This is a genomic window from Actinocrinis puniceicyclus, assembly GCF_018283645.1.
In the GTDB taxonomy this organism is placed as follows: domain Bacteria; phylum Actinomycetota; class Actinomycetes; order Streptomycetales; family Catenulisporaceae; genus Actinocrinis; species Actinocrinis puniceicyclus.
In genome coordinates this window covers 1-23176 of record NZ_JAGSXH010000066.1, presented here as the reverse complement: position 1 = coordinate 23176, position 23176 = coordinate 1, and the positions used below count along the sequence as shown (strand labels likewise).

Sequence of the window (23176 nt, the reverse complement as noted above, 5' to 3'; positions counted from 1 at the left end):
CGGCGCGTGAGGACGGGAGCGGCCGGTGGTCGCGGTGGCAAGTGGTGCGGACGCGGGCGCGGGCGCCCCCGCGCCCGTGCGTGCGCCCGGCCACGCCCGTGCCGGCCTGGAGCGTCTCAATGCGCTGTCGGCGCCTGAGGCGGCGGCCGCCCTCGCGGCGTGCTGCGCGTCACACCGCTGGGCTGCGGCTATCGCCGCCGTCCGCCCCTACGCAGACGCCGCGCAGTTGTACCGCATCGCCGCAGTGGAAGTCGCCCGGCTCGACTGGCCCGACGTTCTCGAAGCCCTCACCGCGCACCCGCGCATCGGCACACGCGCCGCGGACCGCGCGTCGCCCGCGGCGGCGTGGTCGCGCGCGGAGCAGGCGGCCGCGGACGGCCCCGACGCGCGCACAGCCCGGCAACTGGCCGAGGCGAACGCCGCATACGAAGCCGCGTTCGGCCACGTCTTCCTGATCCGCGCGACCGGGCGCACCGCTGAGCAGATGCTCGACGCCGCACTCGGCCGGCTGCGCAACGATCCCTCGACGGAACAGGCGGTGGTACGCGATGAGCTGAACCAGATCGTGCGGCTGCGGCTCGACAAGCTGCTTCTCGGCCTCGCGGAGGGGACGTGGCCGTGATGGCGAGCCTGTCCACACACGTGCTCGACGCGGCGCTGGGCCGGCCGGCGGCGGCGCTGACGGTACGCCTCGACGCGGCCGCCGCACACGGCTGGAGTGCCCTGGCCGACGGCCGCACCGACCCGGACGGCCGCGTGCGCGAGGCGTTCGGTGGCGTCGAACTGCACCCGTTCCGAAGCGGCGCGGCGCATGAGGGCAGATACCGGCTGGTGTTCGACACCGCGGGGTACTTCGCGCGCCGCGGCGTCACCGACTTCTTCTATCCCGAGGTCGCCGTCTGCTTCACGGTCGGCGACGCGGCGGCGCACTACCACGTGCCGCTGCTGCTGAGCCCGTTCGCGTACTCGACCTACCGGGGGAGCTGACGGCGATGGACCGCAAACAGGTCCTGGACGGCGAAACCGCGCCCGGCGGCCGGCAGCCGGCGCCGGACCGGCACGCCCCAGCCGTCGTCCTCGGCCCCACCCGCTACGGCAAGGCCGAGGTGCGGATCGTGCGCGTGACCCGGGGCGCGGCCGAGCACGCGCTCAAAGACCTCAACGTGAGCATCGCCCTGTCCGGCGATCAGGCCGACACCCACCTGACCGGAGACAACGCCAAGGTACTGACCACCGACGCGCAGAAGAACGCCGTCTACGCGCTCGCCAAGCGGCACGGAGTGGCCAGCGCCGAGCAGTTCGCCCTGCTGCTGGCCCAGCACTTCCTGACCACGTGCCCTTACATCACGCACGCGCGCATCGGGATCGAGGAATACGGCTGGGACCGCATTCCCGGCGCCGAGAGCCGGCACTCGTTCGTGCGCGGCGGCCGCGAAACCCGCACCGCGCTCGTCCACGCCGACGCGGACGGCGCCAGCCGCGTCGTCAGCGGCCTGAAAGACCTCGTCGTGCTCAACACCGCGGGCTCCGAGTTCCACGGCTTCTACGAGGACGAATACACCACGCTCGCCGAAACCAGCGACCGCGTGCTGGCCACCGCGATCGACGCGAGATGGCGCCGCGGCGGCGCGGCGGGCGAGCCGGACTGGGACAAGTCCTACGCCCGCGCGCGGGCCGCGCTGATGACGGCGTTCGCCGACACCCACAGCCTCTCCCTGCAGCAGACCCTTTACGCGATGGGCCGCCGGCTGCTCGAGCACGACGACGCGATCGCGGAGGCCAGGCTCACCCTGCCGAACCGGCACCACGTCGCCGTGGACCTCGCGCCCTTCGGCCTGACCAACGACAACGAGGTCTTCCACGCCGCGGACCGGCCGTACGGGCTGATCGAGGGATCTCTCGCGCGCCGCGGCGAACCGCCTGATCCCGCGGCCTGGCAGTGATCGCGGGCCGCCCGCCGCACCGCGACCGACAGCGAACGAACCGAAGCGAACCCGATCGAAGCGAACCGAACCGAGGAGCAGCGCCCCATGGAGTTCTTCGCCCCCGCCAGCTGGGCCGAGGCACTGGAGACCAAGGCGGCCCGCCCCGACGCGGTGCCGATCGCCGGCGGCACGGACGTGATGGTCGAGCTCAACTTCGACCTGCGCCGGCCCAGCGCGCTGCTCGATCTGGGCAGGATCAGCGAACTGAAGGAATGGGACGTGGTCGGCGGCACCGTCCACCTCGGCGCCGCGGTGCCCTACGCACGGATCATCCGCGACCTGGCCGACCGCCTGCCGGCCCTGGCGATGGCCGCGCGTACCGTCGGCTCCCCGCAGATCCGCAACCGCGCCACGGTCGGCGGGAACCTCGGCACCGCCTCGCCCGCCGGCGACGCGCACCCCGCGCTGCTGGCCACCGGCGCCGTGGTGGAGGCCGAATCGTTCCGCGGCCTGCGGCAGATACCCATCGGCGGCTTCTTCACCGGCGTCAAGAGCTGCGCGCTGGCCCCCGACGAACTGATCCGCGCGGTGCTGATCCCGACGGCGGCCGGGCCGCAGCAGTTCGCGAAGGTCGGCTCCCGCAACGCCATGGTGATCGCGGTGTGCTCGTTCGCGCTCGCCCTGGACCTGGACCGGCGCACGGTCGGCACCGGCATCGGCTCGGCGGGACCGACCCCGCTGGCCGCGCGCGGCGCCGAACGCTTCCTCGCCGGGGCGCTGGACTGGGGCACCCTGAGCGTGCCGGTCTCGGCGGCGCGCCGATTCGGCGAACTGGTCGCCGACGCCGCGAACCCCATCGACGACGTGCGCGGCACCGCGGCCTACCGCCGCCACGCGCTGGCCGTGCTGGCAACCCGGGCGCTGCGCTGGATCCGCACCGCCGCCGACCAAGACAGGGAACCGGTGCCGGCATGACCGCGGGTGCGAGGAGTGACCACAGCATGTCAGGAGGCTGCGAAACTGGCATCGGCGGCGGCATCGGTACGGGCGCAGACATCGGCGCAGGCACCGGCCCCCGCACCGCGCCCGGCCGGTTGCGCCTGACGATGACGCTCAACGGGCGGCCGCGCACCGCCCCGGACGTGCCCGCGGGCGCGAGCCTGCTGAACGCGTTGCGCGAGCAGTTCGCGCTGCCCGGCACCAAGAACGCCTGCGAGGAGGGCGAGTGCGGATCCTGCACCGTCTACCTCGACGGCGAACCGGTCTGCTCCTGCCTCGTGGCCGCAGGGCAGGCGGAAGGCCGCCGGGTGCGCACCGTCGAAGGCCTCGCCGAAAACGGCGTGCCGGACGCGGTCCAGCGCGCGTTCGTCGAGTGCGGCGCGGTGCAGTGCGGCTTCTGCACTCCGGGACTGGTCGTCGCGGCGCACGATCTGGTGCGTCGAGCCCTGGCCGCCCCCGCGGGCGGCGGCGCGCCGACCGCTCTGGACGAGGCGGCGATCCGCGAGGCGCTGGCCGGGAACCTGTGCCGGTGCACCGGATACGAGAAGATCATCGACGCCGTGTTCAGCGCCGCGGCCGAACTGCGCGACGCCGAACTGCGCGACACCGAACCGCGCGACACCGAACCGCGCGACACCGGACAGTACCGCGACCACCCGCAGGGAGCCGTGCGATGAGCGGCGGCACGGCCGGCCGGCCGACGCCCGACCCCGCCGACGGCCCGGCGACGTCACTGAACCCTGACATCGGGCCGTCGCTGATCATCGAGGGCTGCGCGGTGGCGACCGTGAACGCCGACGGCGCCGAGTACGAGACCGGGCACGTCGTGGTCGCGCGCGGCGTGATCGACGCGGTGGGCCCGGGCCCGGCTCCGCGCGAGGCGCACGAAGCGATCGCGCGCCTGAGCGGCGGCCGCGCCCGCGCCGCCCGCGTCGTCGACGGCTCCGGCTGCCTGCTCACCCCCGGCCTTGTCAACACCCACCACCACCTCTACCAGTGGATCTTCCGCGGCCTCGCGCAGGACAAGGCCCTGTTCGAATGGCTCACCGAGCTCTACCCGCGCTGGGCGCGCATCGACGAAGAGGCCGTATACGCCGCCGCGCACGCCGGCCTTGGCTGGCTGGCCCTGAGCGGCTGCACCACCAGCACCGACCACCACTACCTGTTCCCGCGCGGCGCCGGAGACCTGCTCGGCGCCACGATCGCGGCGGCGCGCGGCATCGGCCTGCGGTTCGACCCCACCCGCGGCGGCATGGACCGCGGCCGCTCGGCCGGCGGCCTGCCCCCGGACGAACTGGTCGAGGACATGGACACCATCCTCGCGGCCGGCCAGGACGCCATCGGCCGCTACCACGACCCGCGCCCCGGGGCGCTGACCCACATCGCGCTGGCGCCCTGCTCGCCCTTCTCGGTCAGCAGCGAGCTGATGCTGCGCACCGCGCAACTGGCCCGCGACAGCGGCGTGCGGCTGCACACGCACCTGGCCGAGACCGCCGACGAGGAAGAACACTGCGTCGCCGCGCTCGGCCTGACTCCCGCCGAATACGCCGAATCGCTCGGCTGGCTCGGCCGCGACGTGTGGATCGCGCACGGCGTGCACCTGTCCGACGCCGCGGTCAAGCGCCTGGCGGCCAGCGGAACCGGCGTCGCGCACTGCCCGAGTTCCAACGCCAGGCTCGGCGCCGGCCACGCGCCCGTCAAAGCCCTGATCGACGCGGGCGTCCCGGTCGGCCTCGGCGTCGACGGCGCCGCGTCGCAGGAGTCGGGGATGCTCGTCGAGGAACTGCGCAGCGCGGTGTACGTCTCGCGGCTGCGCGCCGAGGCGGCCGACCCCGCCCGCGCCCTCGACGCGCGCGCCGCGCTGCGCATCGGCACCTACAACGGCGCCCGGCTGCTCGGCCGCGAGCACGAGATCGGCTCGCTGGAACCCGGCAAGTGCGCGGACCTGGCGCTGTGGCGGCTCGACGGGCTCGGCCACGCCGACATCGCCGACCCGGTCGCCGCGCTCGTCCTGGGCCCGCCCGCCCCGCTCAAGCTGCTCACCGTGCACGGCCGGCCGATCGTCGAGGACGGGCAACTGCGCACCGCGGACACCGTCGAACTGGCCCGCGCCGCCCGTTACGCCAGCCTGCGGATGAAGGGAAGGAGCTGACCGCGTGGACGCCGGCAGCCGCACACCGCAGCCGCGGCCCGGCACGATCGGGGACAGCCCGCCGCGCCCCGACGCGACCGCCAAGGTGCTCGGCACGTTCCCGTACGCCTCCGATCTGACCGCCGAGGGCATGCTCTGCGGGGCGACGCTGCGCAGCCCGCACCCGAGGGCCCTGATCAAGCGCGTCGATGTCGCGCCCGCGCTCGCCCTGCCGGGCGTGCGGGCGGTCCTGACGCACCAGGACGTGCCCGGCCGCAAGCACTACGGCCTGATCGTGCGAGACTGCCCGGTGCTCGCCGTCGACCAGGTCCGCTACCAGGGTGAACCGGTCGCCGTCGTCGCCGCGGACGATGCCGGGACGGCCCGCCGCGCGGCCGGCGCGATCGTCGTCGAGTACGAAGTCCTGCCGCCGGTCACCGACCCTCGCGGCGCGCTGTTCGACCCGGACAGCCCGCGCGTGCATCCCGGCGGCAACCTCGTGCGCCACCAGCCGATCCGCCGCGGCCGCCCGGACGATCCCGCGGTGCGCGCGCAGGCCGCGGTGCACATCACCCGGGAATACCAGGTCGGCATGCAGGACCAGGCGTTCCTCGGCCCCGAAGCCGGCCTCGCGTACCCCCTGCCCGACGGCGGCGTCCACCTGCACGTGGCGACCCAGTGGCTGCACGCCGACCGGGAACAGGTCGCCCCCTGCCTCGGCCTTCCCGAGGAGAAGGTCCACGTGACGCTGGCCGGAGTCGGCGGCGCGTTCGGCGGCCGCGAGGACCTCTCGGTCCAGATCCACGCGGCGATGCTGGCCTTGCGCACGGGCAGACCCGTGCGCATGGTGTACGACCGGCGCGAGTCCTTCTTCGGGCACGTACACCGCCATCCCGCGGTCCTGCGCTACACGCACGGCGCCCGCGGCGACGGCCGGCTGGTGTACGTCATCGCCGAGATCCTGCTGGACGGCGGAGCCTACGCCTCGACCACCGAGGCCGTCGTCGGCAACGCGTCGTCGCTCGGCGCGGGTCCGTACGAGGTCGAACACGTCGCGATCGACGCCTACGGCGCCTACACCAACAACCCGCCGTGCGGCGCGATGCGCGGATTCGGCGCGGTACAGGCGTGCTTCGCCTACGAAGCGCAGATGGACGCGCTCGCCGCCGCGCTCGGCATCCATCCGCTGGACCTGCGCGCCCGCAACGCGGTGAAACAGGGTTCGACCATCGCGACCGGTCAGGTGATCGACTCCCCGGCGCCGCTGGCCGCGATGTTCGGCGAACTGCGCGCCATGCCGCTGCCGCCGGAGCACGACCCCGCGGCGCTGCCGCCCGGCGGCTACGGCAACACCACGCACGGCGAGGGCGTGCGCCGCGGCGTCGGCTACGGCGTCGGCATCAAGAACATCTGCTACTCGGAGGGTTTCGACGACTACTCGACCGCGCGCGTGCGCCTGGCCGTCGAGCACGGCGAGCCGGTCGCCGCCGTGCGCACCGCCGCGGCGGAAGTCGGCCAGGGCCTGGTCACGGTTCAGGGGCAGATCGCGCGCACCGAACTGGGCGTCGAGCAGGTGAGCGTCGAACCGGCCGACACCCGTGCCGGCTCGTCAGGGTCCTCCTCCGCGTCGCGGCAGTCGTACATGACCGGGGGAGCGGTCAAGGCCGCGTGCGAAGCGGTACGCGACCAGGTCTTCGAACTGGCCCGTGAACGCGGCATCGCGGTGCCGCGGGACGCGGCGCTGCTCGGCGGCAAACTCGTCTCCGCGCGCGGCGAACCGCTGGCGGACCTGGCCGCGGTGCTGGGCGGGCGGGTGGTCGAGCAGACGCGCGAATACCGCCACCGTCCCACCGGGCCGCTCGACCGGCTCACCGGCCAGGGCGGCTCGCACGTGCAGTTCGCCTTCGCCGTGCACCGCGCCGTGGTCGACGTGGACGTCGAACTCGGCCTGATCAAGGTGGTGCGGCTGGACGTCGTGCAGGACGTCGGGCGGATCCTCAACCGGCTCGCGCTGGAGGGGCAGATCCAGGGCGGCACCGCGCAGGGACTCGGCCTGGCCGTGCTCGAGGAGATCGTCACGGACGGCGGAAAGGTGCGCAACCCGTCCTTCACCGACTATCTGATCCCCACCATCCTGGACATGCCGCCGCTGGGAATGCGGATCCTGCAACACCCGGATCCGGCCTCGCCCTACGGCCTGCGCGGCGCCGGCGAACCCCCGACGCTCTCGTCGACGCCCGCGATCGCCGCGGCCGTGCGCGCCGCGACCGGGCTCGCACTCACCCGCGTGCCGATCCGGCCCGAGCACATCGCGCTGCCAGGGGAACGGCCAGGGAACCCGCCGCCCGAGAGCGCGTCGCCGCAGAGCGCGTCGCCCGAGAACGCCGCGCCGCCCGGGCCGGCGCCGCTGTCGCAGGAGGCGAACACGGATGCGTGACCTGGCGGAAACCCTGCGCCGCTGGCACACGGCCGGCGAGCCCTACGCGCTCGCCACGGTCACCGAGGTGACCGGCAGCGCCCCGTGCCGGACCGGCCCCGCCCTGGCCGTGGACCGCGCCGGCGCCGCGGCCGGGACCGTGTCAGCGGGCTGCGTCGACGCGGAGGTCTACGAACTCTGCCGCGAGGCCCTGCGTACCGGGCGGCCGTCGCGCCGCCGCTTCGCCCCCGACCCCGACGAGCCCTTCGCGCCATGGCTGCCCTGCGGCGGGGCGATCGAGGTCGCGATCCGGCGCGTCGATCCCGCCGCCGATCCGCTGCCGCCCGGCGCCGCGCGGGACGGGCGGGAGCGACCCAGGCTGCTGATCTTCGGGGCGGTGCAGTTCGCGGACGCGCTCGCCGCGGCCGGCAGGTTCCTCGGCTACCGGGTGACGGTCTGCGACGCGCGTGCGGTGTTCGCGACGCCCGAACGGGTGCCCGACGCGGACGAGGTGGTCGTCCAGTGGCCGGACCGGTATCTGGCGGGCACGCAGGTCGACGGCCGCAGCGCGATCTGCGTGCTGACACACGACGCGAAGTTCGACGTGCCGGCGCTGCTGGCCGCGCTTCGCTCGCCGGCGGGCGACGTCGGCGCGCTCGGTTCGCGGCGCACCTGCGCGGATCGGGCCCGGCGGCTGCGGGAAGCGGGGCTCGAACCGGAGCGGATCGCGCGGTTGCGCGCGCCGATCGGCCTGGACCTGGGCGCGAGCACGCCCGAGCAGGTCGCGCTGTCGATCTGCGCCGAGATCGTGGCCGTGGCGCGGGGCGGTAGCGGCCGGCCGCTGCGGGACGTGGACGGGCCGCTGCACCGGCGCCAGCCCTCCGGCGCGCAGGAGATGTCATGCCGCTGATGTTCTTCAACGGCGCGGCGATGCGCGGCGGACCGCTGCACCACCTGCTGGCGGGCGCCCGGTTCGTCGGCCCGGTGCGCACGGCGCCGCGGTACCGGTTCTACTCGGCGGAGGACCGGTACCCGGCGCTCGCACAGATAACAGGCCCAATGGGTCCGCGCAGAACCGCGAATCCACAAGCGGCGGCGGGGGAGCAGCCCGCGGGCGTGTCGGTGCTCGGCGAGCTGTATGACGTGCCGTGGCCGGTCCTGCGAGACGCCCTGCTGCCCGCCGAGCCGGCCGGCCTCGAACTCGGCGTCATCGAACTGGAAGACGGTTCGGGCTGCCTGTCGATGATCCGCCGCCGCGCCTACGCCGAACCGCCCGGACTTTACCGCGACATCTCAGACCACGCAGACTGGCGCTCCCACACGGCACCGCCGGCGTCCGCCGGCCCGAGCGAGGAGTGAGATGGCGCCGCGCCGCACCTTCGACCTGGTCCTGCGATCCCGCCGCGTCCTGCTGCCGGACGGTGAGCGCCCGGCGGCCGTGTGTGTGTCCGGGATGGCGGTCGCCGCGGTCCTGCCCCACGACGCCCCCGCCGCGGCCGCGCGCGAGCGGGACTTGGGCGATCTTGCGCTGCTGCCCGGCCTGGTGGACACGCACGTGCACGTCAACGAGCCCGGCCGCACCGAGTGGGAGGGATTCGCCAGCGCGACGCGGGCGGCCGCGCTCGGCGGCGTGACCACCCTGATCGACATGCCGCTCAACTCGATCCCGCCGACCACCACCCCCGAGGCGCTCGCCGAGAAGCGAGCTGCCGCGAAGGAACAGTGCATGGTCGACGTCGGCTTCTGGGGCGGCGCGGTACCCGGAAACCTGCCGGAGCTGGCCGCGCTGCACGAGGCGGGGGCGTTCGGTTTCAAGTGTTTCCTGGCCGACTCGGGCGTGCCCGAGTTCCCGGCCCTGGACTTCGCAGGGTTCGAGGCCGCCGGCCGAGCAGCCGCGCGACTCGGCGCGCGGCTGCTCGTGCACGCCGAAAGCCAGAACGTGCTCGACGAATACGCCGAGGCACGGCCGGCCGCCGAACGCACCGGAGACCCTGCCGCCGACTACGCGTCCTTCCTCGCCTCGCGGCCGGACGCCGCCGAGACCGCGGCCGTGTCCGAGGCGCTGACCGTCGCCGAGAGCACCGGAGCGCGTGTGCACATCCTGCACCTTTCCTCGGCGCAGTGCCTGCCGCTGATCGAGGCCGCGAAGGCGCGGGGGATCGCGGTGACCGTCGAGACGTGCCCGCACTATCTGATCTTCGCGGACCGGGAGATCCCGGACGGCGCGACCGAGTACAAGTGCTGCCCGCCGATCCGTTCCGTGGCCAACCGCGAGGCGCTCTGGGCCGCCCTCGACAGCGGCCTGATCGACTTCGTCGTCTCCGACCACTCGCCCTGCCCCGCCGAGTTGAAGAACCGCGGCGACGGCGACTTCGCGGCCGCCTGGGGCGGGATCGCCTCCCTGCAAACGACCCTGCCGGCGCTCTGGACCGAGGCGCGAGCGCGCGGATGGGCTCTGGACCGCGTCGTGCGGCTGTTGTCCCGGCGCACCGCGGACTTCGCCGGCCTGCCGCACAAAGGACGCATCGCCGTGGGCTGCGACGCGGACCTGGTCGTGTTCGATCCCGACGCCGAGTTCACGGTCGACACCGCCCGGCTCGCCCACCGCCACCCGATCACGCCCTACCACGGCAGAACCCTGACCGGCCTGGTACAGGCCACGTACCTGCGCGGCCGGCGGGTCGGCGAGAAACCGCACGGCAAAGTCCTGCGACGAATCGGCGGCGCACCCCCGGCGGCACCGCCGCCCGCGCAGTCCCTCGCGCCCGCGGCGGCGCGACCACGGACATGAACCGCGACGCGAACCCCGAGTTCACCGGCCTGCCCGACCTGGCCTCACGCGCCCTCGGCGGCGCCGTGGTCTGGGCCAACGACGAGTTCTTCGCGGACAAGGAGAACCTGGTCAACCCCGAGCCGCCGGTCTTCCACCCGGCCACTTTCACCCCGAAGGGCCAGCTGTACGACGGCTGGGAGACCCGAAGGCGCAGACCCGGCGCCCCCGGCGTCGCAGGGACCGAACACGACAGCGCGATCATCCGGCTGGCCGCACCCGGCCTGATCCGCGGCGTGGTCGTGGACACCACACACTTCCTGGGCAACCACCCGCCGCGCTGCTCGATCGACGCGACCTGGTGCGCCGGCCACCCCTCGCCCAAGCGCCTCGGCAAAGCCCGCTGGACCGAGCTCGCGCCCGCCACCGCGCTACGCGGCGGCCGGCCGCACCACATCCCGGTCCCCGGCATCGAACGTCGCTTCAGCCACGTCCGTCTCAACCTGTTGCCGGACGGCGGCGTGGCGCGCCTGCGCGTTCACGCGCAGCCGCTGCCCGATCCCGCCTTCCTCGCCGGCCTGACCGTGAACCTGGCCGCCTTGATCGACGGCGCACGCGTCACAGCGTGCAGCGACATGTACTTCGGCCGCGCCGAGAACATGCTGATGCCCGGTCTCGCCCGGACCATGGGCGACGGCTGGGAGAACGCCCGGCGCCGGGACGGCGGCAACGACCGGGCGGAAGTCCGGCTCATCGGCGAGGGCGTCGTTCAGGTGCTGGAGATCGACACGACGCACTTCAAGGGCAACGCTCCGGACAGGGTCCGGGTCTCGGCCACGCGCGCTGACGGCGATCAGCTGCCGGACGAGCACGACTGGACGGTTCTGCTGCCCAAGACCAGGCTGCAACCGGACGCGGCTCATCGATTCCTGATCCGCGATGCGGACCCTGCGACACACCTGCGACTCGACGTGTACCCCGACGGCGGGATCGCGCGGCTGCGCGCCCTCGGCACGCTCACCCGCGAAGCGCTCGACGCGCTGACGCGGCGCTGGCAGCAGACCGGCTGAATTGATGCGGCGACGGCACCGGAAACGACGGCACCGAAACAGAACCGGAACGAGCCGTCCGCGCGCGGCGCTCTCGGCCGCATGACGGGGCCGGTATCGATGATCTACGATATTGAACATGCGTTTCACCGGCCGTCTGCGCGCCTTTCCGCTCCTGGGTAGCGTCGCGTTCGCTTCCCTCGGTAAACGCGTGTTCCCGCGCTTGGACCTCGGCCTGCAGCGCGCCACCGGCGGGCGTTTCTCGCTGTCCGGGACGGTCGGCATGCCGCTGCTGCTGCTGACCACCACGGGCCGCCGCAGCGGCGAGCCGCGCGTCAGCCCGGTCACCTATGCGATCGACGGTGAAGACCTGCTCGTCGTCGGCTCCAACTGGGGCCAGCAGCGGCATCCCGCCTGGGCGCTGAACCTGCGCGACCGCCCGCACGCCGTGGTCGAGATCAACGGCCGGCGCCGGGAGGTGGTGGCGCGCGTCCTGCACGACGCGGAGCGCGCCGCCGCGTGGCAGCTGCTTTTGCGGGTATGGCCGCACTTCGCCGCATATGAACGGCGCGCCACCGAGCGCGAACTGCTCGTGTTCCGCCTCAGCGAAGGATGATCCGTTGACCGAAGACTTCGCACCCCTCGAACAAGACGCGGCACCCGCCGGGGCGCACGCCGCGAGCAGCGGGTCCGCCCGCCGCCTCGACGGCACCACCGCCGTGGTCACCGGAGCCTCCAGCGGAATCGGCGCGGCCACCGCCAAGGCGCTGGCCGCGCGCGGAGCCGCCGTCGTGGTGATGGCGCGCCGCGCCGACCGGCTGGAGCGGCTTGTCAAGGAGATCGGCGCGGACGGCGGCGCCGCGTATCCGATGCCCGTGGACGTCACGGACGCCGACCGGCTGCGCGAAGCCGTCGATGCCGCCGCCGGGACGTTCGGCCACGACCGCATCGACATCCTGGTCAACAACGCCGGGATCATGCTGCTCGGCCCCGCCGCGGACGCCAGCCTCGACGACTGGCGGCGCATGGTCGACCTCAACCTCACCGCCCTGCTCACCGCCACCCACGCGGCGCTGCCGCACCTGCTGCGCGCCGCCGAGTCCGGCCCGCGGCAGGTGGCCGACCTGGTGAACGTCAGCTCGATCGCCGGGCGGGTGGCCCGGCTGGGCAGCAACGTGTACAACGCCACCAAGTTCGGGGTCGGGGCGTTCAGCGAATCGCTGCGCCAGGAGTTCGCCGGCCGCCACCTGCGCGTCGGCCTCGTCGAGCCGGGCGCCGTGGACACCGAGCTGCGCGACCACCTGCGCCCGGAGGTCCGTGAGGCCCAGGTCCGGCGCTTCGCCGGGGTCAAGGTCCTCGAAGCCCAGGACGTCGCCGACGCGATCGAATACATGGTCACCCGGCCGCAGCACGTCGCGATCAATGAGCTGATGCTGCGGCCGACCGCCCAGGAGGGCTGAACCGCGAACGCGATCCCCGGCGCCCGCCCGCGTCAGCGTCCGATCGTTGCTTCGACTGAACCCGTGTGCGGCGCTTCCCGTGACATCAAGCAGCCGACAAGCCGTCCTACTAGACTCGGCTGAGCTGAACGTGAAGAAAGGCGCCGCCCGCAGGCAACTACTCCTTGCGAGGCGGCGTCTGTCATGAAGAGAGCGATCAACGACGCGGGCGGGCCGCCCACGCAACGACCTTGGGGACTGTCGCACGATGACTTACGGATCCGACGGTGCGGAGTATCCGGACTACGGTTCGCCGGCGCCGCACCCGCAGCACCCGGGCCCGTACCAGGCCCAGGACGCGGCCGGGTACCCCGGGCCTGGTGGCGACCGCGTCGAGCGCCGCGCTTTCGAGCAGGATCCCTACTACGGCGACGCGACGCGGCGAGCGCAGCCGCGCGGCTTCAGCCGCCCCGAGCCTTACGACCCGTTCCAGACCCGCGCCCACGACGAGGCGGCACAGCGCCGGCGCGAGGACCCCTACCAGGAGCCCGGCCAAGGCCGCAGAAGGCAGGGCGGCGGCCAGGAGCAGCGCGGCTACGGCGGCTATGACGCCGGGCGGCCGGACGGCCCGGCGCGGGCGCGCGGCGAGCGCGGCTACGGTGACGGCGGCTACGACGAGGGCGGCAGATACCCGGATGGCGGCGAGCGTGGCTACGGTGCCAGCCCGCCGCGGGAGCGGGACGGGCGCACCTACGGTTCGGCGCGCCCCCGCACCGGTGACCGCCTCGGCGCGACCAGCCTCCTGGACGAGGACGGTCTGCCCGCGAACGGAGCCGTCGCGGGCGCCGCGCGCCGCGGGCAGGCCGGCCCCGGCGCGGGCCGCCCCGGCGCGGCCGGACCCGAGGACCCGGACGACTCCGGCCAGTCCGGCGGCCGCTCCAACCGGCGCAGGGGCAAGAAGGTCGTGCCGCCGCACGTGCGCCGCCGCCGCAAAATAGTGTGGCGCAGCGTGCTGGGCGTGTTCCTGGTGTTCTTCGGCTATGTCGGCATCACCCTCTACCCCTACCTGGCCGCCCCGGGCACCGACCGGCTGGCCGCGCGCGTGGCCGAGTGGGGCCGCGACCACTACCTCGGCTGGGCGGTGACCTGGCTGGAGAACGCCAGCTACAAGCCGCCGCCCACCGGCGGTGGGCTGGACTCCGGGCAGCTCGCGCAGCTTCAGGGCGCCCCGGCCCCCTCGCCGACCGTCAAGGCGGCGGACCTGCCGGCGAACATCACCCCGCTGGCCGCCGGAACCGTCGCCGGCGAGGGCATCTGGCACCCGGTGACCATGGACGCCCAGGGCGTGCCGATCGTGGAGAAGGCGGCGCTGCGCCCCGACGCCCAGCACACCTCAAACCTGGCGTACGTCGTGTGGATGAATCAGAAGGAACTGCGTTTCACCCTGCACCCCGGCTACCAGCAGCCCGGCGGCACCTGGCAGACCGCTGACAGCATCTCCCAGAGCGACCGCGCCGGGCTGGTGGCGACCTGGAACGGCGGTTTCAAGGTCCGGCCGGACGACGCCCTGGCCGGGTTCTACATGGACGGGCGGACCGCGGTGCCGCTGGTCACGGGCAAGGCCGCCGAGGTGTTCTACACCGACGGCTCGATCAAGATCGGGCAGTGGGGCCGGGATGAGACGATGGGCCCGAAGATCAAGGCGGTACGGCAGAACCTGAGCCTCCTGGTGGACAACGGCCAGGTCACCGTCGGCCCGGGCGACGGTTCCAGCTCCCAGTGGGGCTACACGATCAAGAACTCGTACTTCATCGCCCGCTCGGGCGTCGGCATGACCGCCAAGGGCGACATCGTCTACGTCAGCGGCCGCTTCCTGTCGGTGTACACGCTGGCCAAGCTGCTGCAGGCGGCCGGCGCGGTCGACGGCATGGAGCTGGACATCAACCCGGACTGGGTCTCCTTCATGACCTACGCCGGCCCGGATCCGGCGAACCCGACGCCCACCAAGCTGTGGGACTTCGTCCAGCCGGCCGGCCGCTACTTCCAGCCCTCGGACCGGGACTTCGTGGCAGTGCACAAGCGCTAGGCTCGAATCATGGGGACGGCGCTGACGGACCACTTCGGGCGGACGGCCACGGACCTGCGGCTGTCCGTGACCGACCGGTGTGATCTGCGCTGCACGTACTGCATGCCGGCCGAGGGACTGCCGTGGCTGCCGCGACCGGAGTTGCTGACGGATGACGAGATGGTGCGGCTGGCCGCGATCGCGGTCGGCCGGCTCGGTGTCACCGAGGTGCGGCTGACCGGCGGTGAACCGCTGATCCGGCCGGGCCTGGTGGGCATCATGGCGTCCCTCGCGGCGCTGCGCCCGCGCCCGTCGATCTCGGTCACGACGAACGCGACCGCGCTGGAACGGTTGGCCGGGCCGCTGGCCGAGGCCGGACTCGACCGGGTCAACGTCTCGCTCGACACCCTTGACCCGGAGACGTTCAAGACGCTCACCCGCAGGGACCGGCACGAGCGCGTGCTGGCCGGGATCGAGGCCGCCGCGCGCGCCGGGCTGCGCCCCGTGAAGATCAACACGGTACTGATGCGGGGGATCAACGACCACGAAGCCCCGGCGCTGCTGCGCTGGTGCCTGGAACGCGGCTACGAACTGCGGTTCATCGAACAGATGCCGCTGGACGCGCAGCACGGCTGGGATCGTAAGCTCATGGTCACCGCGCAGGAGATCCTCGACAGCCTCGGGGCGCACTTCAGGCTGGAGCCGCGCAGCGCCGCGGATCGCGGCGCCGCTCCGGCCGAGACCTGGCTGGTCGACGGCGGCCCGGAGGCGCCGGGCGGCGGTCGGGTGGGCGTGATCGCGTCGGTGACCCGGCCGTTCTGCGCCGCCTGCGACCGCACCCGGCTGACCGCGGACGGACAGGTGCGCACCTGCCTGTTCGCCCGCGAGGAGACGGACCTGCGCGGCCTGCTGCGCGGCGGCGCCGACGACGAGGCGATAGCGCGGGCCTGGCGCACCGCGATGCTCGGCAAGAAGGCCGCGGCCGGCATCGGGGAACCCGGGTTCGTACAGCCGCAGCGTTCCATGTCCGCGATCGGCGGCTGAGCGCCCGCCCTGCCCTGAGCTGACCCCGCCTGGGGTGGTGCCCGACCGGATGATTCAGCCTCGGCCCGCTGTGGGCGGGCCACGGGCCGTGCCGGGCCCGGCACGGCGCCGTAACAGCCGGGAGGAAAGAAAAGCGTCGGCTCGCGCACGGGGGGACGCGAGCCGACGCAGCATTCCGGGCGACCACGGGGGGAGCCACCCGGCATGCAGGCGGGGCGCCATAACGGTCGGCCCCGCGGGCACAGCCCTGACGGGGGAGCAGGGCGTGCATCAGAAGTATGGCATGCCCGCCATAACTCGTGAACCCCCGCTAACGAATTCGCTCCCGGCGACCCGCGGCCGGCCGCGTGGACCGGCGCGCGCCCGGCCGCGGATGTGCCGCACCCGCGAAGGCCGCGCCGGGTAAGGGCTTGCGGTCCAGAGAAATCAGGCGCCTGATCCAGAGGGCCGGCGCCGCGGCGCGTTTCCGGTCATCGAACCCTGGCTCGCTGCCTCGGCCCGCGCGCCGCCGTCCGCCGGTCCTCGCGCCGGGGCCGCCTCGCGCGCGCCGGAGCCGCGCTGCGTCCCCTCTTCCTTGACGAAGAAGTCGCCCTTGATGAACCCCGGCTGCTCGCCCGCCGCCGGCAATCCGCGCTGCGCGGCGCCGAGCTCGTCCCGCGCGGGCGGCCCCACCAGCAGGTTCGTCGGATCCTTCGTGGGCGTCGGACCGCCGTTCGCCCGCACCACCGCCACATAAGGGATGATCGTCGCGACCAGGCACAGGCCGATCTTGATCGGCCAGCCGATGCCGGGCACGCTGACCACCACGACGATCGAGACCACCCGCACCAGCATGGTCAGGATGTACTGCTTCTGCCGCCGGGTGATCTCCTGCATGTGGCTGGTCTCGGCGGTCGTGATCCCGTACACCTGGTCCTGGTCCTGGTCCTGCGGCCGGTGCTCGCTGTCCTCGCGGTTCCCGCTGTTCGGCACCTTTTCAGACTACGACCGGACGGCCGGCCCGTTGAGGTGGGGTGGCCGTCCGGTTTCCGCAGCGGGTCCGGCCGCGGCCGGACCCGCTCTCAGCTGGCCTTCGACACCGAGGACATGTTGAAGTCGCCGATCCGCAGGGGCGGCACCGCGGTGCGGGTGAAGTAGTCGTTCCACTCCCGCGGCAGGCACCGCTCGCGCCGGCCCGCCTCGGCGACCCGTCCCAACAGGTCGACCGGGGACTCGTTGAACCGGAAGTTGTTGACCACCCCGGTCACCTCGCCGCCCTCGACCAGGTAGACCCCGTCCCGGGTCAGCCCGGTCAGCAGCAGCGACTGCGGATCGACCTCGCGGATGTACCACAGGCAGGTCAACAGCAGCCCGCGTTCCGTCGCACGGGTCATCTCCTCCAGGCTCGCCGAGCCGGCTCCCTCCATGAGCAGGTTGTCCGGCGAGAGCGCCAGCGGCAGGCCGGTGGCCAGCGCCGAATGCCGCGTCGTGACCAGCCGCTCAAGCACCCCGTCGCGCACCCAGTCCACCGGCTCCGTCGCCAGGCCGTTGTCGAACACCGACTGGTTCGACGAGGAGTAGCCCGCGATGTGGAACGGCGCGGTCTCCAGCCCGGGCGCGGACGGGTCCGACCACAGCCGCAGCCCCTCGGCGCCGATACGCGAACCCACCTTCGTGCCGCTGCCGGCGCCCTGACCGCGCGGCGCCGAGAACACCGTGCGGCCGTCCGCGGCGTCACGGGCCGAGGCGGTGTAGAGCAGGTAGACGTACAGGTCCGCGACCGCTGAGGGCGGCAGCAGCGTCTCGTAGCGGCCCGCGGGCATCTCGACGCGCCGCTTCTGCCAGTCCAGCCGCTGCGCCAGCTGCCCGCCGAGCGCGGCCACGTCCACGTCGCCGAAATCCTTCGTGTACGTCCCCGCCCAGGCCGAGCGAGTGAAGTCCGGGGACTTGGCGTTCAGCTCCAGCCGCCCGTTCGGCTGGTCGTGCTTGAGCCGCAGGCCCGCGCTGGTCGCCAGGTACGTCGTGGTCATCGAGTGCTCGGCGAAGCCGAAGAGCAGCCGCCCGCCCGCGCGCGCGGCCTCGAAGGACTCGCCGAGCGCCGGGGCGAACCCGGCGAACACGTCGATCGACGTGCCGGCCGGGGGCTCGTCCCAGCGCGCCCCGGACTCGCCGGGCCGCGCGCCGACCAGCGGCTGCGCGTCCTGCGCCGGGCCGGCCTCGCGCGCCGCCCGCTCGCCGGCGCGCACCAGGTCCTCGATCGTGTCCAGGTCGACGCCCGTACGGGAGAGCACCGCCGCCGCCGTGCCCTGCGCGCCCGCGACGGTCGAGATCACGGTGACCGTCCGGCCCTGCGTGACCCCGTTCGTGGTCAGCGTGTTGTTCGCCCAGCGCAGGTTCGCCGTCGAGGACTCCGACACCAGAACCACCGCGCCGTCCGCGCGCGAGAGCTCCAGCGCCCGCTCGGCCACCTGCTGCGCCGTCGCCGCACCGTTCCCGGTCACCGTCCAGCCTCCTGCACCGTGTTGAGGATCCGCACGCCGCGGAAGAGCGCCGACGGGCAGCCGTGCGACACCGGCGCCACCTGCCCGGGCTGCCCCTTACCGCAGTTGAACGCCCCGCCGAGCACGTACGTGCCCGGTCCGCCCACCGCCTCCAGCGCACCCCAGAAATCGGTCGTCGTGGCCTGATACGCGAAGTCGCGCACCTGCCCGGCGAGCCTTCCGTCCACGATGAGGTACGCGCGCTGCCCGGTGAACTGGAAGTTGTACCGCTGCATGTCGATGGACCAGGACTTGTCCCCGACGATGTACAGCCCGCGCTTGACCCGGCCGATCAGCTCCTCGGTCGTCGGGCCGTCGGGCGCCGCCTGAAGCGAGACGTTCGCCATCCGCTGGATCGGCACGTGCCCCGGGGAGTCCGCGAACGCGCACCCGTTCGAGCGCCCGCCGTGCAGGCCCTTGAGTTGCGCGATGCGCCGGTCGAGCTGATATCCCACCAGCACACCGTCCTTGACGATGTCCCAGCGCTGCGCCTGCACGCCCTCGTCGTCGAAACCGACTGTCGCCAGGCCGTGTGTCACCACCCGGTCGCCGGTGACGTTCATCGCAGCCGAGCCGTACCGCAGCGAACCGAGCTGATCCAGCGTCGCGAACGAGGTCCCCGCGTAGGCGGCCTCGTAACCGAGCGCGCGGTCCAGTTCGGTGGCGTGCCCGACCGATTCGTGGATTGTCAGCCACAGGTTCGACGGGTCGATCACCAGGTCGTAAGTGCCCGGCTCGACCGAGGGCGCGGCGAGCTTCTGAGCCAGCAGGTCCGGCAGTTCGGCCAGTTCCCTGTCCCAGTCCCAGGCGCCCTCCCCGGCCGCTCCGCCGACCAGGTATTCCCAGCCGCGTCCGGCCGGAGGGGCGAGCGTGCGCATCGACTCGAACGCCCCGGGCGTGCCGTGCACGCCCTCCGCGTCGATGGACACCGCCTCCAGGTGCGGATGCACGCGCACGCGCTGTTGCGTGGTCACGGTGCCGTTGGTGTCCGCGTAGAACTTGTTCTCCTTGACCGCGTGCAGCGTGGCGTCCACGTGGTCGACTCCGTCGGCGTCCAGCAGGCGGCGCGACCACCGGGTCAGCAGCTCGATCTTCTCGGCGTCCGGCACGTCGAACGGATCGATCTCGTACGCCGACACCCACTGCCGCTCGCCGTAGGACGGTTCCGGCGCGAGCACCACCGGTTCGGTGTTCACCGGCCGGGACACGCGTGCCACCTGCACGGCCTGTTCGGCCAGCCGCGCCGCCGCCGCAGGCGTCTGCACGACCCCGGCCGCGAACCCCCACGTGCCTTCGTGTACGACGCGCAGCGAGATGCCCGCCTCCGAGCTTTCGTTCACCCCGTCCAGTTGCCCGTCGCGCAGCCGGATGACCTGCTCGCGGATGCGCTCGCAGCGGAAGTCGGCGTGCTCGGCGCCCAGTTCCCGCGCCCTTTCCAGCGCCGCCCGCGCCATCTCGCGCAGCGGTGGCGCGAGAAACGCCGGGTCGATCCGCGCTCCGTCCTCGGTTGGGCCTTCCTGTGCCGGTCCGTCCGTTACCCCGTCTTGATCCACACCGCGCTCCTCGTCACGATCGCACTGTGTCGCCGTTTGATGGCCCGGTGTCGCCGCGCGCGCGGGCCTGTCCCGAACCTAGCTGAACTCCACGATGCTGTCCTGGTGCTTTTGTAGTCCCCGGCAAGGTGTGCGCGGGTGCGGTGACGATAGCGTTCCCGGGGGATCCATGAGCATCGCGATGAGGGAAGGACGCACGCGTGGCTGAATACAGCGCGGCCCGGTCGGTACTCGTCACCGGAGGGAACCGGGGGATCGGACTGGCCATAGCCCGGGCGTTCGCCGAGCAGGGCGACAAGGTCGCGGTGACGTACCGCTCCGGCGAGCCACCGGCGGTGCCGGTCAAGGGTGAGGGTTCGTTCCTCGCGGTGCGCTGCGACATCACCGTCCCCGAGGACGTCGAGCGCGCGTTCCAGGAGGTCGCGCAGGCCCATGGGCCGGTCGAGGTGCTGGTCGCGAATGCCGGGATCACCCGTGACACGCTGGTGCTGCGGATGAGCGACGAGGATTTCGACGCGGTCGTCGACACCAACCTCAAGGGCTCGTTCCGGGTCGCGCGGCTCGCCGCGAAGGGTATGCTGCGGATGCGCCGCGGCCGGATCATCTTCATCTCCTCCGTGGTCGGCTTGTCCGGTTCGGCGGGTCAGGTGAACTACGCCGCGTCGAAGGCCGGGCTGGTGGGTATGGCCCGTTCGCTGGCCCGCGAGCTGGGTTCGCGTTCGATCACCGCCAATGTCGTCGCACCGGGTTTCGTGGACACCGAGATGACCGCGGTGCTCACCGAGGAGCGCAGGGCGCAGATCGTTTCGCAGGTGCCGCTCGGCCGTTACGCCAGCGTGGACGAGGTAGCCGGGGTCGTGAAATTCTTGGCCTCGCCCGACGCGGCTTACATCAACGGAGCCGTCATCCCTGTGGACGGCGGACTGGGAATGGGGCACTGACCCGATGGGAATCCTGGACGGCAAGCGGGTCCTGGTGACCGGTGTGATCACGGACGCCTCGATCGCCTTCAGTGTCGCGCGCCTGGCGCAGGAGGAGGGCGCCGAGGTCGTGTTGACCGGTTATGGACGGCTCTCGCTGGTGAGCCGGATTGCCTCGCGGCTGCCGAAGCCCGCGCCGATCGTCGAACTCGACGTCACCAACGCCGAGCATCTGGCGGCGCTGGCGGGCCGGGTGCGCGAGCATGTCGACGGCTTGGACGGGGTCGTGCACTCCATCGCTTTCGGCCCGGCGGACGCGCTGGGCGGCAACTTCCTCAACACGCCGTGGGAGTCCGTGGCGACGGCGGTGAACGTCTCGGCGTACTCGTACAAGGCGCTGGCCATGGCGGCCTGCCCGCTGTTCGGTGAGCGCGGCGGCTCGATCGTCGGCATGGACTTCGACGCGCAGGTCGCCTGGCCGGGTTATGACTGGATGGGCGTGGCGAAGGCGGCGCTCGAGGCGACCAGCCGCTACGTCGCGCGGGATCTGGGTCCGCGCGGCATCCGCAGCAACTTGATCTCGGCGGGTCCGATCAAGACGATGGCGGCCAATTCGATTCCCGGGTTCAACGGCTTCGAGGGGGTGTGGGAGACCCGTGCCCCGATCGGGTGGGATATGAAGGACCCTGAGCCGGCCGCGCGCGGTGTGATCGCCTTGTTGTCCGACTGGTTCCCGAAGACGACGGGTGAGGTCGTCCATGTCGACGGCGGTGTGCACGCGATGGGCGCTTGATTCGCCGATTGCGCTCTGACCCGTGAGAAAAGACGCCGTGACGGCGCCGCGTGAACTCCTGCGCGGCGCCGTTTTTCGCTAGAGTGCCCTGAGAAACCCTCGGGCCGGCGGCGCCGTTTCAGGTTGCCGCGCGGCGCCGGTGCCGCGCGACGTGACGCCGGTGCCTCTCCGGTCCGTGGGTGATGAGCAGTCGAGACATTGCAGGGTACGAAGCGCAGGCTGCGCGGTGACCGGAAGCGCGAGCGGGCGCGGTGGACGGCGAACGGGAAGCGGGGTGACGCCATGCTGATCGATGGTGGCGGCGGGGGCTCGATGTACGCGGTGCAGATCGAGTCGCTGGAGACGTTCCAGCAGAAGCTCACCGGGATCCTGCAGGGGCTTGAGCAGGACAACAGCGTGATGAGGATGGCGGACGGGACGGGTAGCTTCGGGAGTTTCCCCGAGGCGCAGGCGTTCTCCGCGGCGTATGAGCAGACGAAGCAGGATCTGATTAACTCGTTCAACGAGGTCACCCAGTTGGTCAATACGATGATCAACGTCGTGGGGGCGGACGCGAACAGGTATCGGCAGACGGAGCAGGACATCACGGCGAAGTTCAACGCCGTTTTGCAGCAGTACGGCGACACCCCGGTGCCGTCGTACACGTCGAGTGGGACCGCCACGATGGCGGGCACGAACTCGGCGACGGGCGCGAGCGGTACGACGTACTACCCGCAGAACAGCGGGGCGCAGTACGCCATGCAGCCCGGCACGGGTTCTTCGTCGCCCACGGCGACGAACTCGGGCTCAAGCTCAAGCTCAAGCTCAAGCTCGGATTCCGGCTCGGGATCGGGTTCGGGTTCAGGTTCGGGATCGGGCGCGAACGGCAACACGTCGTCCGGCGCGGCGTAGGAGGCGGGCGAGATGACCGACTACAGCAACGTGAGTCACCAGGAGCTGTACAACTACGTGCAGTCCGGCGATCCGAACGCGATGAGCGACACGGCGCAGGCTTGGCAGTCGCATGCGACGCAGTTGCAGGAGGCGACGCAGGAGCTGCAGACGAACCTGACGGCGATTCAGTCTCAGTGGCAGGGCGCGGCTGCGGATACGTATTTCCAGCATTCGCAGACCGTGGCGACGAAGATGCAGACTCACGCCGATAACGCCTCGAATACAAGTGTCGCGGTCACCAATACGGCGAGTGCGCTCAGTTGGGCGCGCGGTAACATGCCGAGCCCGCCGTCGTGGGCGGAGCAGCAGGCGGCGAACATCGACTCGAACGCGGCTACCGGGATTGTCGCCGGACTTTTGACGGGCGGCGAGGCGAATATCATCTCGGAGATCGCCAAGCATGACATCGCGCAGAGGCACCAGCAGGCCGTCAGCACGATGACGCAGCTGGCGAGCGCGTACTCGTCGGCACAGCAGCAGTTGCCAAATAGTGAGCCAACCTTGGGTCAATATAAGGATCCGACGGATGGCAATGGGGACGGGGGAAACAACAATCCGCCGGTCATGCCCATGCCCGTCTATCCCGTCGGGGGCGGCGGCTATGGCGGCGGGGGTACGGG

At 72.4% G+C, this 23176-nt stretch carries 22 protein-coding genes; 19 read left to right on the top strand and 3 right to left on the bottom strand.

Annotated features, from left to right (window positions below):
- Positions 1-25 precede the first annotated feature (25 nt).
- From uraD to moaA, 15 genes are all read left to right on the top strand, one after another.
- Positions 26-622, top strand: a complete 597-nt coding sequence (gene uraD, locus KGA66_RS18240) for a 2-oxo-4-hydroxy-4-carboxy-5-ureidoimidazoline decarboxylase (protein WP_211469358.1) — start codon at positions 26-28, stop codon at positions 620-622.
- On the top strand, positions 622-987 hold the full coding sequence (gene uraH, locus KGA66_RS18235; RefSeq protein ID WP_211469372.1) for a hydroxyisourate hydrolase: 366 nt from the start codon (positions 622-624) through the stop codon (positions 985-987). The genes uraD and uraH overlap by 1 nt, the downstream gene beginning before the upstream one ends.
- Positions 988-992: 5 nt before the next feature.
- Positions 993-1943: a factor-independent urate hydroxylase gene (pucL, locus tag KGA66_RS18230; protein ID WP_211469357.1), complete on the top strand. Its 951-nt coding sequence runs from the start codon at positions 993-995 to the stop codon at positions 1941-1943.
- Between the two features lie 87 nt (positions 1944-2030).
- On the top strand, positions 2031-2900 hold the full coding sequence (locus KGA66_RS18225; protein ID WP_211469356.1) for an FAD binding domain-containing protein: 870 nt from the start codon (positions 2031-2033) through the stop codon (positions 2898-2900).
- A 119-nt stretch (positions 2901-3019) separates the two neighbouring features.
- A complete protein-coding gene (locus tag KGA66_RS18220) occupies positions 3020-3601 on the top strand; it encodes a (2Fe-2S)-binding protein (RefSeq protein ID WP_211469371.1) in 582 nt (193 codons plus the stop codon).
- Positions 3598-5076, top strand: a complete 1479-nt coding sequence (locus KGA66_RS18215) for an 8-oxoguanine deaminase (protein WP_211469355.1) — start codon at positions 3598-3600, stop codon at positions 5074-5076. Before KGA66_RS18220 ends, KGA66_RS18215 begins: the two co-directional genes overlap by 4 nt.
- Positions 5077-5080: 4 nt before the next feature.
- On the top strand, positions 5081-7492 hold the full coding sequence (locus KGA66_RS18210; protein ID WP_312886966.1) for a xanthine dehydrogenase family protein molybdopterin-binding subunit: 2412 nt from the start codon (positions 5081-5083) through the stop codon (positions 7490-7492).
- Complete coding sequence (locus KGA66_RS18205; RefSeq protein WP_211469354.1) at positions 7485-8381, top strand: XdhC family protein; 897 nt, start codon at positions 7485-7487, stop codon at positions 8379-8381. The genes KGA66_RS18210 and KGA66_RS18205 overlap by 8 nt, the downstream gene beginning before the upstream one ends.
- Positions 8372-8830 (top strand): allophanate hydrolase-related protein, encoded by a 459-nt coding sequence (locus KGA66_RS18200; RefSeq protein ID WP_211469353.1) that lies wholly within the window; start codon positions 8372-8374, stop codon positions 8828-8830. Before KGA66_RS18205 ends, KGA66_RS18200 begins: the two co-directional genes overlap by 10 nt.
- A gap of 1 nt (position 8831) precedes the next feature.
- Positions 8832-10262 carry an allantoinase AllB gene (gene allB / locus KGA66_RS18195; protein ID WP_211469352.1) on the top strand — a complete coding sequence of 477 codons (1431 nt, stop codon included), beginning with the start codon at positions 8832-8834 and terminating at the stop codon, positions 10260-10262.
- Positions 10259-11311 carry an allantoicase gene (gene alc, locus KGA66_RS18190; protein ID WP_211469351.1) on the top strand — a complete coding sequence of 351 codons (1053 nt, stop codon included), beginning with the start codon at positions 10259-10261 and terminating at the stop codon, positions 11309-11311. The genes allB and alc overlap by 4 nt, the downstream gene beginning before the upstream one ends.
- A 118-nt stretch (positions 11312-11429) precedes the next feature.
- Positions 11430-11906: a nitroreductase family deazaflavin-dependent oxidoreductase gene (locus KGA66_RS18185; RefSeq protein ID WP_211469350.1), complete on the top strand. Its 477-nt coding sequence runs from the start codon at positions 11430-11432 to the stop codon at positions 11904-11906.
- A 4-nt stretch (positions 11907-11910) separates the two neighbouring features.
- Positions 11911-12750, top strand: coding sequence for an SDR family NAD(P)-dependent oxidoreductase (locus KGA66_RS18180; RefSeq protein ID WP_211469349.1), 840 nt, complete (start codon positions 11911-11913; stop codon positions 12748-12750).
- Between the two features lie 247 nt (positions 12751-12997).
- The gene (locus KGA66_RS18175) at positions 12998-14815 is read left to right on the top strand and encodes a phosphodiester glycosidase family protein (protein ID WP_211469348.1); all 1818 of its coding nucleotides are present in this window, start codon (positions 12998-13000) and stop codon (positions 14813-14815) included.
- A 9-nt stretch (positions 14816-14824) separates the two neighbouring features.
- On the top strand, positions 14825-15838 hold the full coding sequence (gene moaA, locus KGA66_RS18170) for a GTP 3',8-cyclase MoaA (protein WP_211469347.1): 1014 nt from the start codon (positions 14825-14827) through the stop codon (positions 15836-15838).
- A 426-nt stretch (positions 15839-16264) separates the two neighbouring features.
- On the opposite strand, the gene KGA66_RS18165 is transcribed toward moaA, so the two are convergent.
- The 3 genes from KGA66_RS18165 to KGA66_RS18155 all read right to left on the bottom strand — a co-directional run bounded on the left by KGA66_RS18165 (position 16265) and on the right by KGA66_RS18155 (position 19811).
- On the bottom strand, positions 16265-16810 hold the full coding sequence (locus KGA66_RS18165) for a DUF3099 domain-containing protein (protein WP_211469346.1): 546 nt from the start codon (positions 16808-16810) through the stop codon (positions 16265-16267).
- Positions 16811-16899: 89 nt separating this feature from the next.
- A complete protein-coding gene (locus KGA66_RS18160) occupies positions 16900-18318 on the bottom strand; it encodes a metallopeptidase TldD-related protein (RefSeq protein ID WP_211469345.1) in 1419 nt (472 codons plus the stop codon).
- Positions 18315-19811 carry a TldD/PmbA family protein gene (locus tag KGA66_RS18155; protein ID WP_211469369.1) on the bottom strand — a complete coding sequence of 499 codons (1497 nt, stop codon included), beginning with the start codon at positions 19809-19811 and terminating at the stop codon, positions 18315-18317. The genes KGA66_RS18160 and KGA66_RS18155 overlap by 4 nt, the downstream gene beginning before the upstream one ends.
- A 299-nt stretch (positions 19812-20110) precedes the next feature.
- On the opposite strand from KGA66_RS18155, the gene fabG reads away from it, so the two are divergent.
- The 4 genes from fabG to KGA66_RS18135 form a co-directional block, all read left to right on the top strand.
- Complete coding sequence (gene fabG, locus KGA66_RS18150; protein ID WP_211469344.1) at positions 20111-20851, top strand: 3-oxoacyl-[acyl-carrier-protein] reductase; 741 nt, start codon at positions 20111-20113, stop codon at positions 20849-20851.
- Between the two features lie 4 nt (positions 20852-20855).
- Positions 20856-21623 (top strand): enoyl-ACP reductase FabI, encoded by a 768-nt coding sequence (gene fabI / locus KGA66_RS18145; protein ID WP_211469343.1) that lies wholly within the window; start codon positions 20856-20858, stop codon positions 21621-21623.
- A gap of 282 nt (positions 21624-21905) precedes the next feature.
- Positions 21906-22514, top strand: coding sequence for a DUF2563 family protein (locus tag KGA66_RS18140; RefSeq protein WP_211469342.1), 609 nt, complete (start codon positions 21906-21908; stop codon positions 22512-22514).
- 12 nt (positions 22515-22526) lie between these two features.
- Positions 22527-23176: WXG100 family type VII secretion target (locus tag KGA66_RS18135; protein WP_211469341.1), on the top strand; the 650-nt coding region annotated here is incomplete at its 3' end.

Bases quoted from the DNA above. Each gene is read 5' to 3' on its own strand.
- uraH (WP_211469372.1), top strand. From the start codon at position 622: ATGGCGAGCCTGTCCACACACGTGCTCGACGCGGCGCTGGGCCGGCCG.
- pucL (WP_211469357.1), top strand. From the start codon at position 993: ATGGACCGCAAACAGGTCCTGGACGGCGAAACCGCGCCCGGCGGCCGG.
- KGA66_RS18225 (WP_211469356.1), top strand. From the start codon at position 2,031: ATGGAGTTCTTCGCCCCCGCCAGCTGGGCCGAGGCACTGGAGACCAAG.
- KGA66_RS18215 (WP_211469355.1), top strand. From the start codon at position 3,598: ATGAGCGGCGGCACGGCCGGCCGGCCGACGCCCGACCCCGCCGACGGC.
- KGA66_RS18205 (WP_211469354.1), top strand. From the start codon at position 7,485: ATGCGTGACCTGGCGGAAACCCTGCGCCGCTGGCACACGGCCGGCGAG.
- KGA66_RS18200 (WP_211469353.1), top strand. From the start codon at position 8,372: ATGCCGCTGATGTTCTTCAACGGCGCGGCGATGCGCGGCGGACCGCTG.
- allB (WP_211469352.1), top strand. From the start codon at position 8,832: ATGGCGCCGCGCCGCACCTTCGACCTGGTCCTGCGATCCCGCCGCGTC.
- alc (WP_211469351.1), top strand. From the start codon at position 10,259: ATGAACCGCGACGCGAACCCCGAGTTCACCGGCCTGCCCGACCTGGCC.
- KGA66_RS18185 (WP_211469350.1), top strand. From the start codon at position 11,430: ATGCGTTTCACCGGCCGTCTGCGCGCCTTTCCGCTCCTGGGTAGCGTC.
- KGA66_RS18175 (WP_211469348.1), top strand. From the start codon at position 12,998: ATGACTTACGGATCCGACGGTGCGGAGTATCCGGACTACGGTTCGCCG.
- moaA (WP_211469347.1), top strand. From the start codon at position 14,825: ATGGGGACGGCGCTGACGGACCACTTCGGGCGGACGGCCACGGACCTG.
- KGA66_RS18155 (WP_211469369.1), bottom strand. From the start codon at position 19,811: ATGGCGCGGGCGGCGCTGGAAAGGGCGCGGGAACTGGGCGCCGAGCAC.
- fabI (WP_211469343.1), top strand. From the start codon at position 20,856: ATGGGAATCCTGGACGGCAAGCGGGTCCTGGTGACCGGTGTGATCACG.
- KGA66_RS18140 (WP_211469342.1), top strand. From the start codon at position 21,906: ATGCTGATCGATGGTGGCGGCGGGGGCTCGATGTACGCGGTGCAGATC.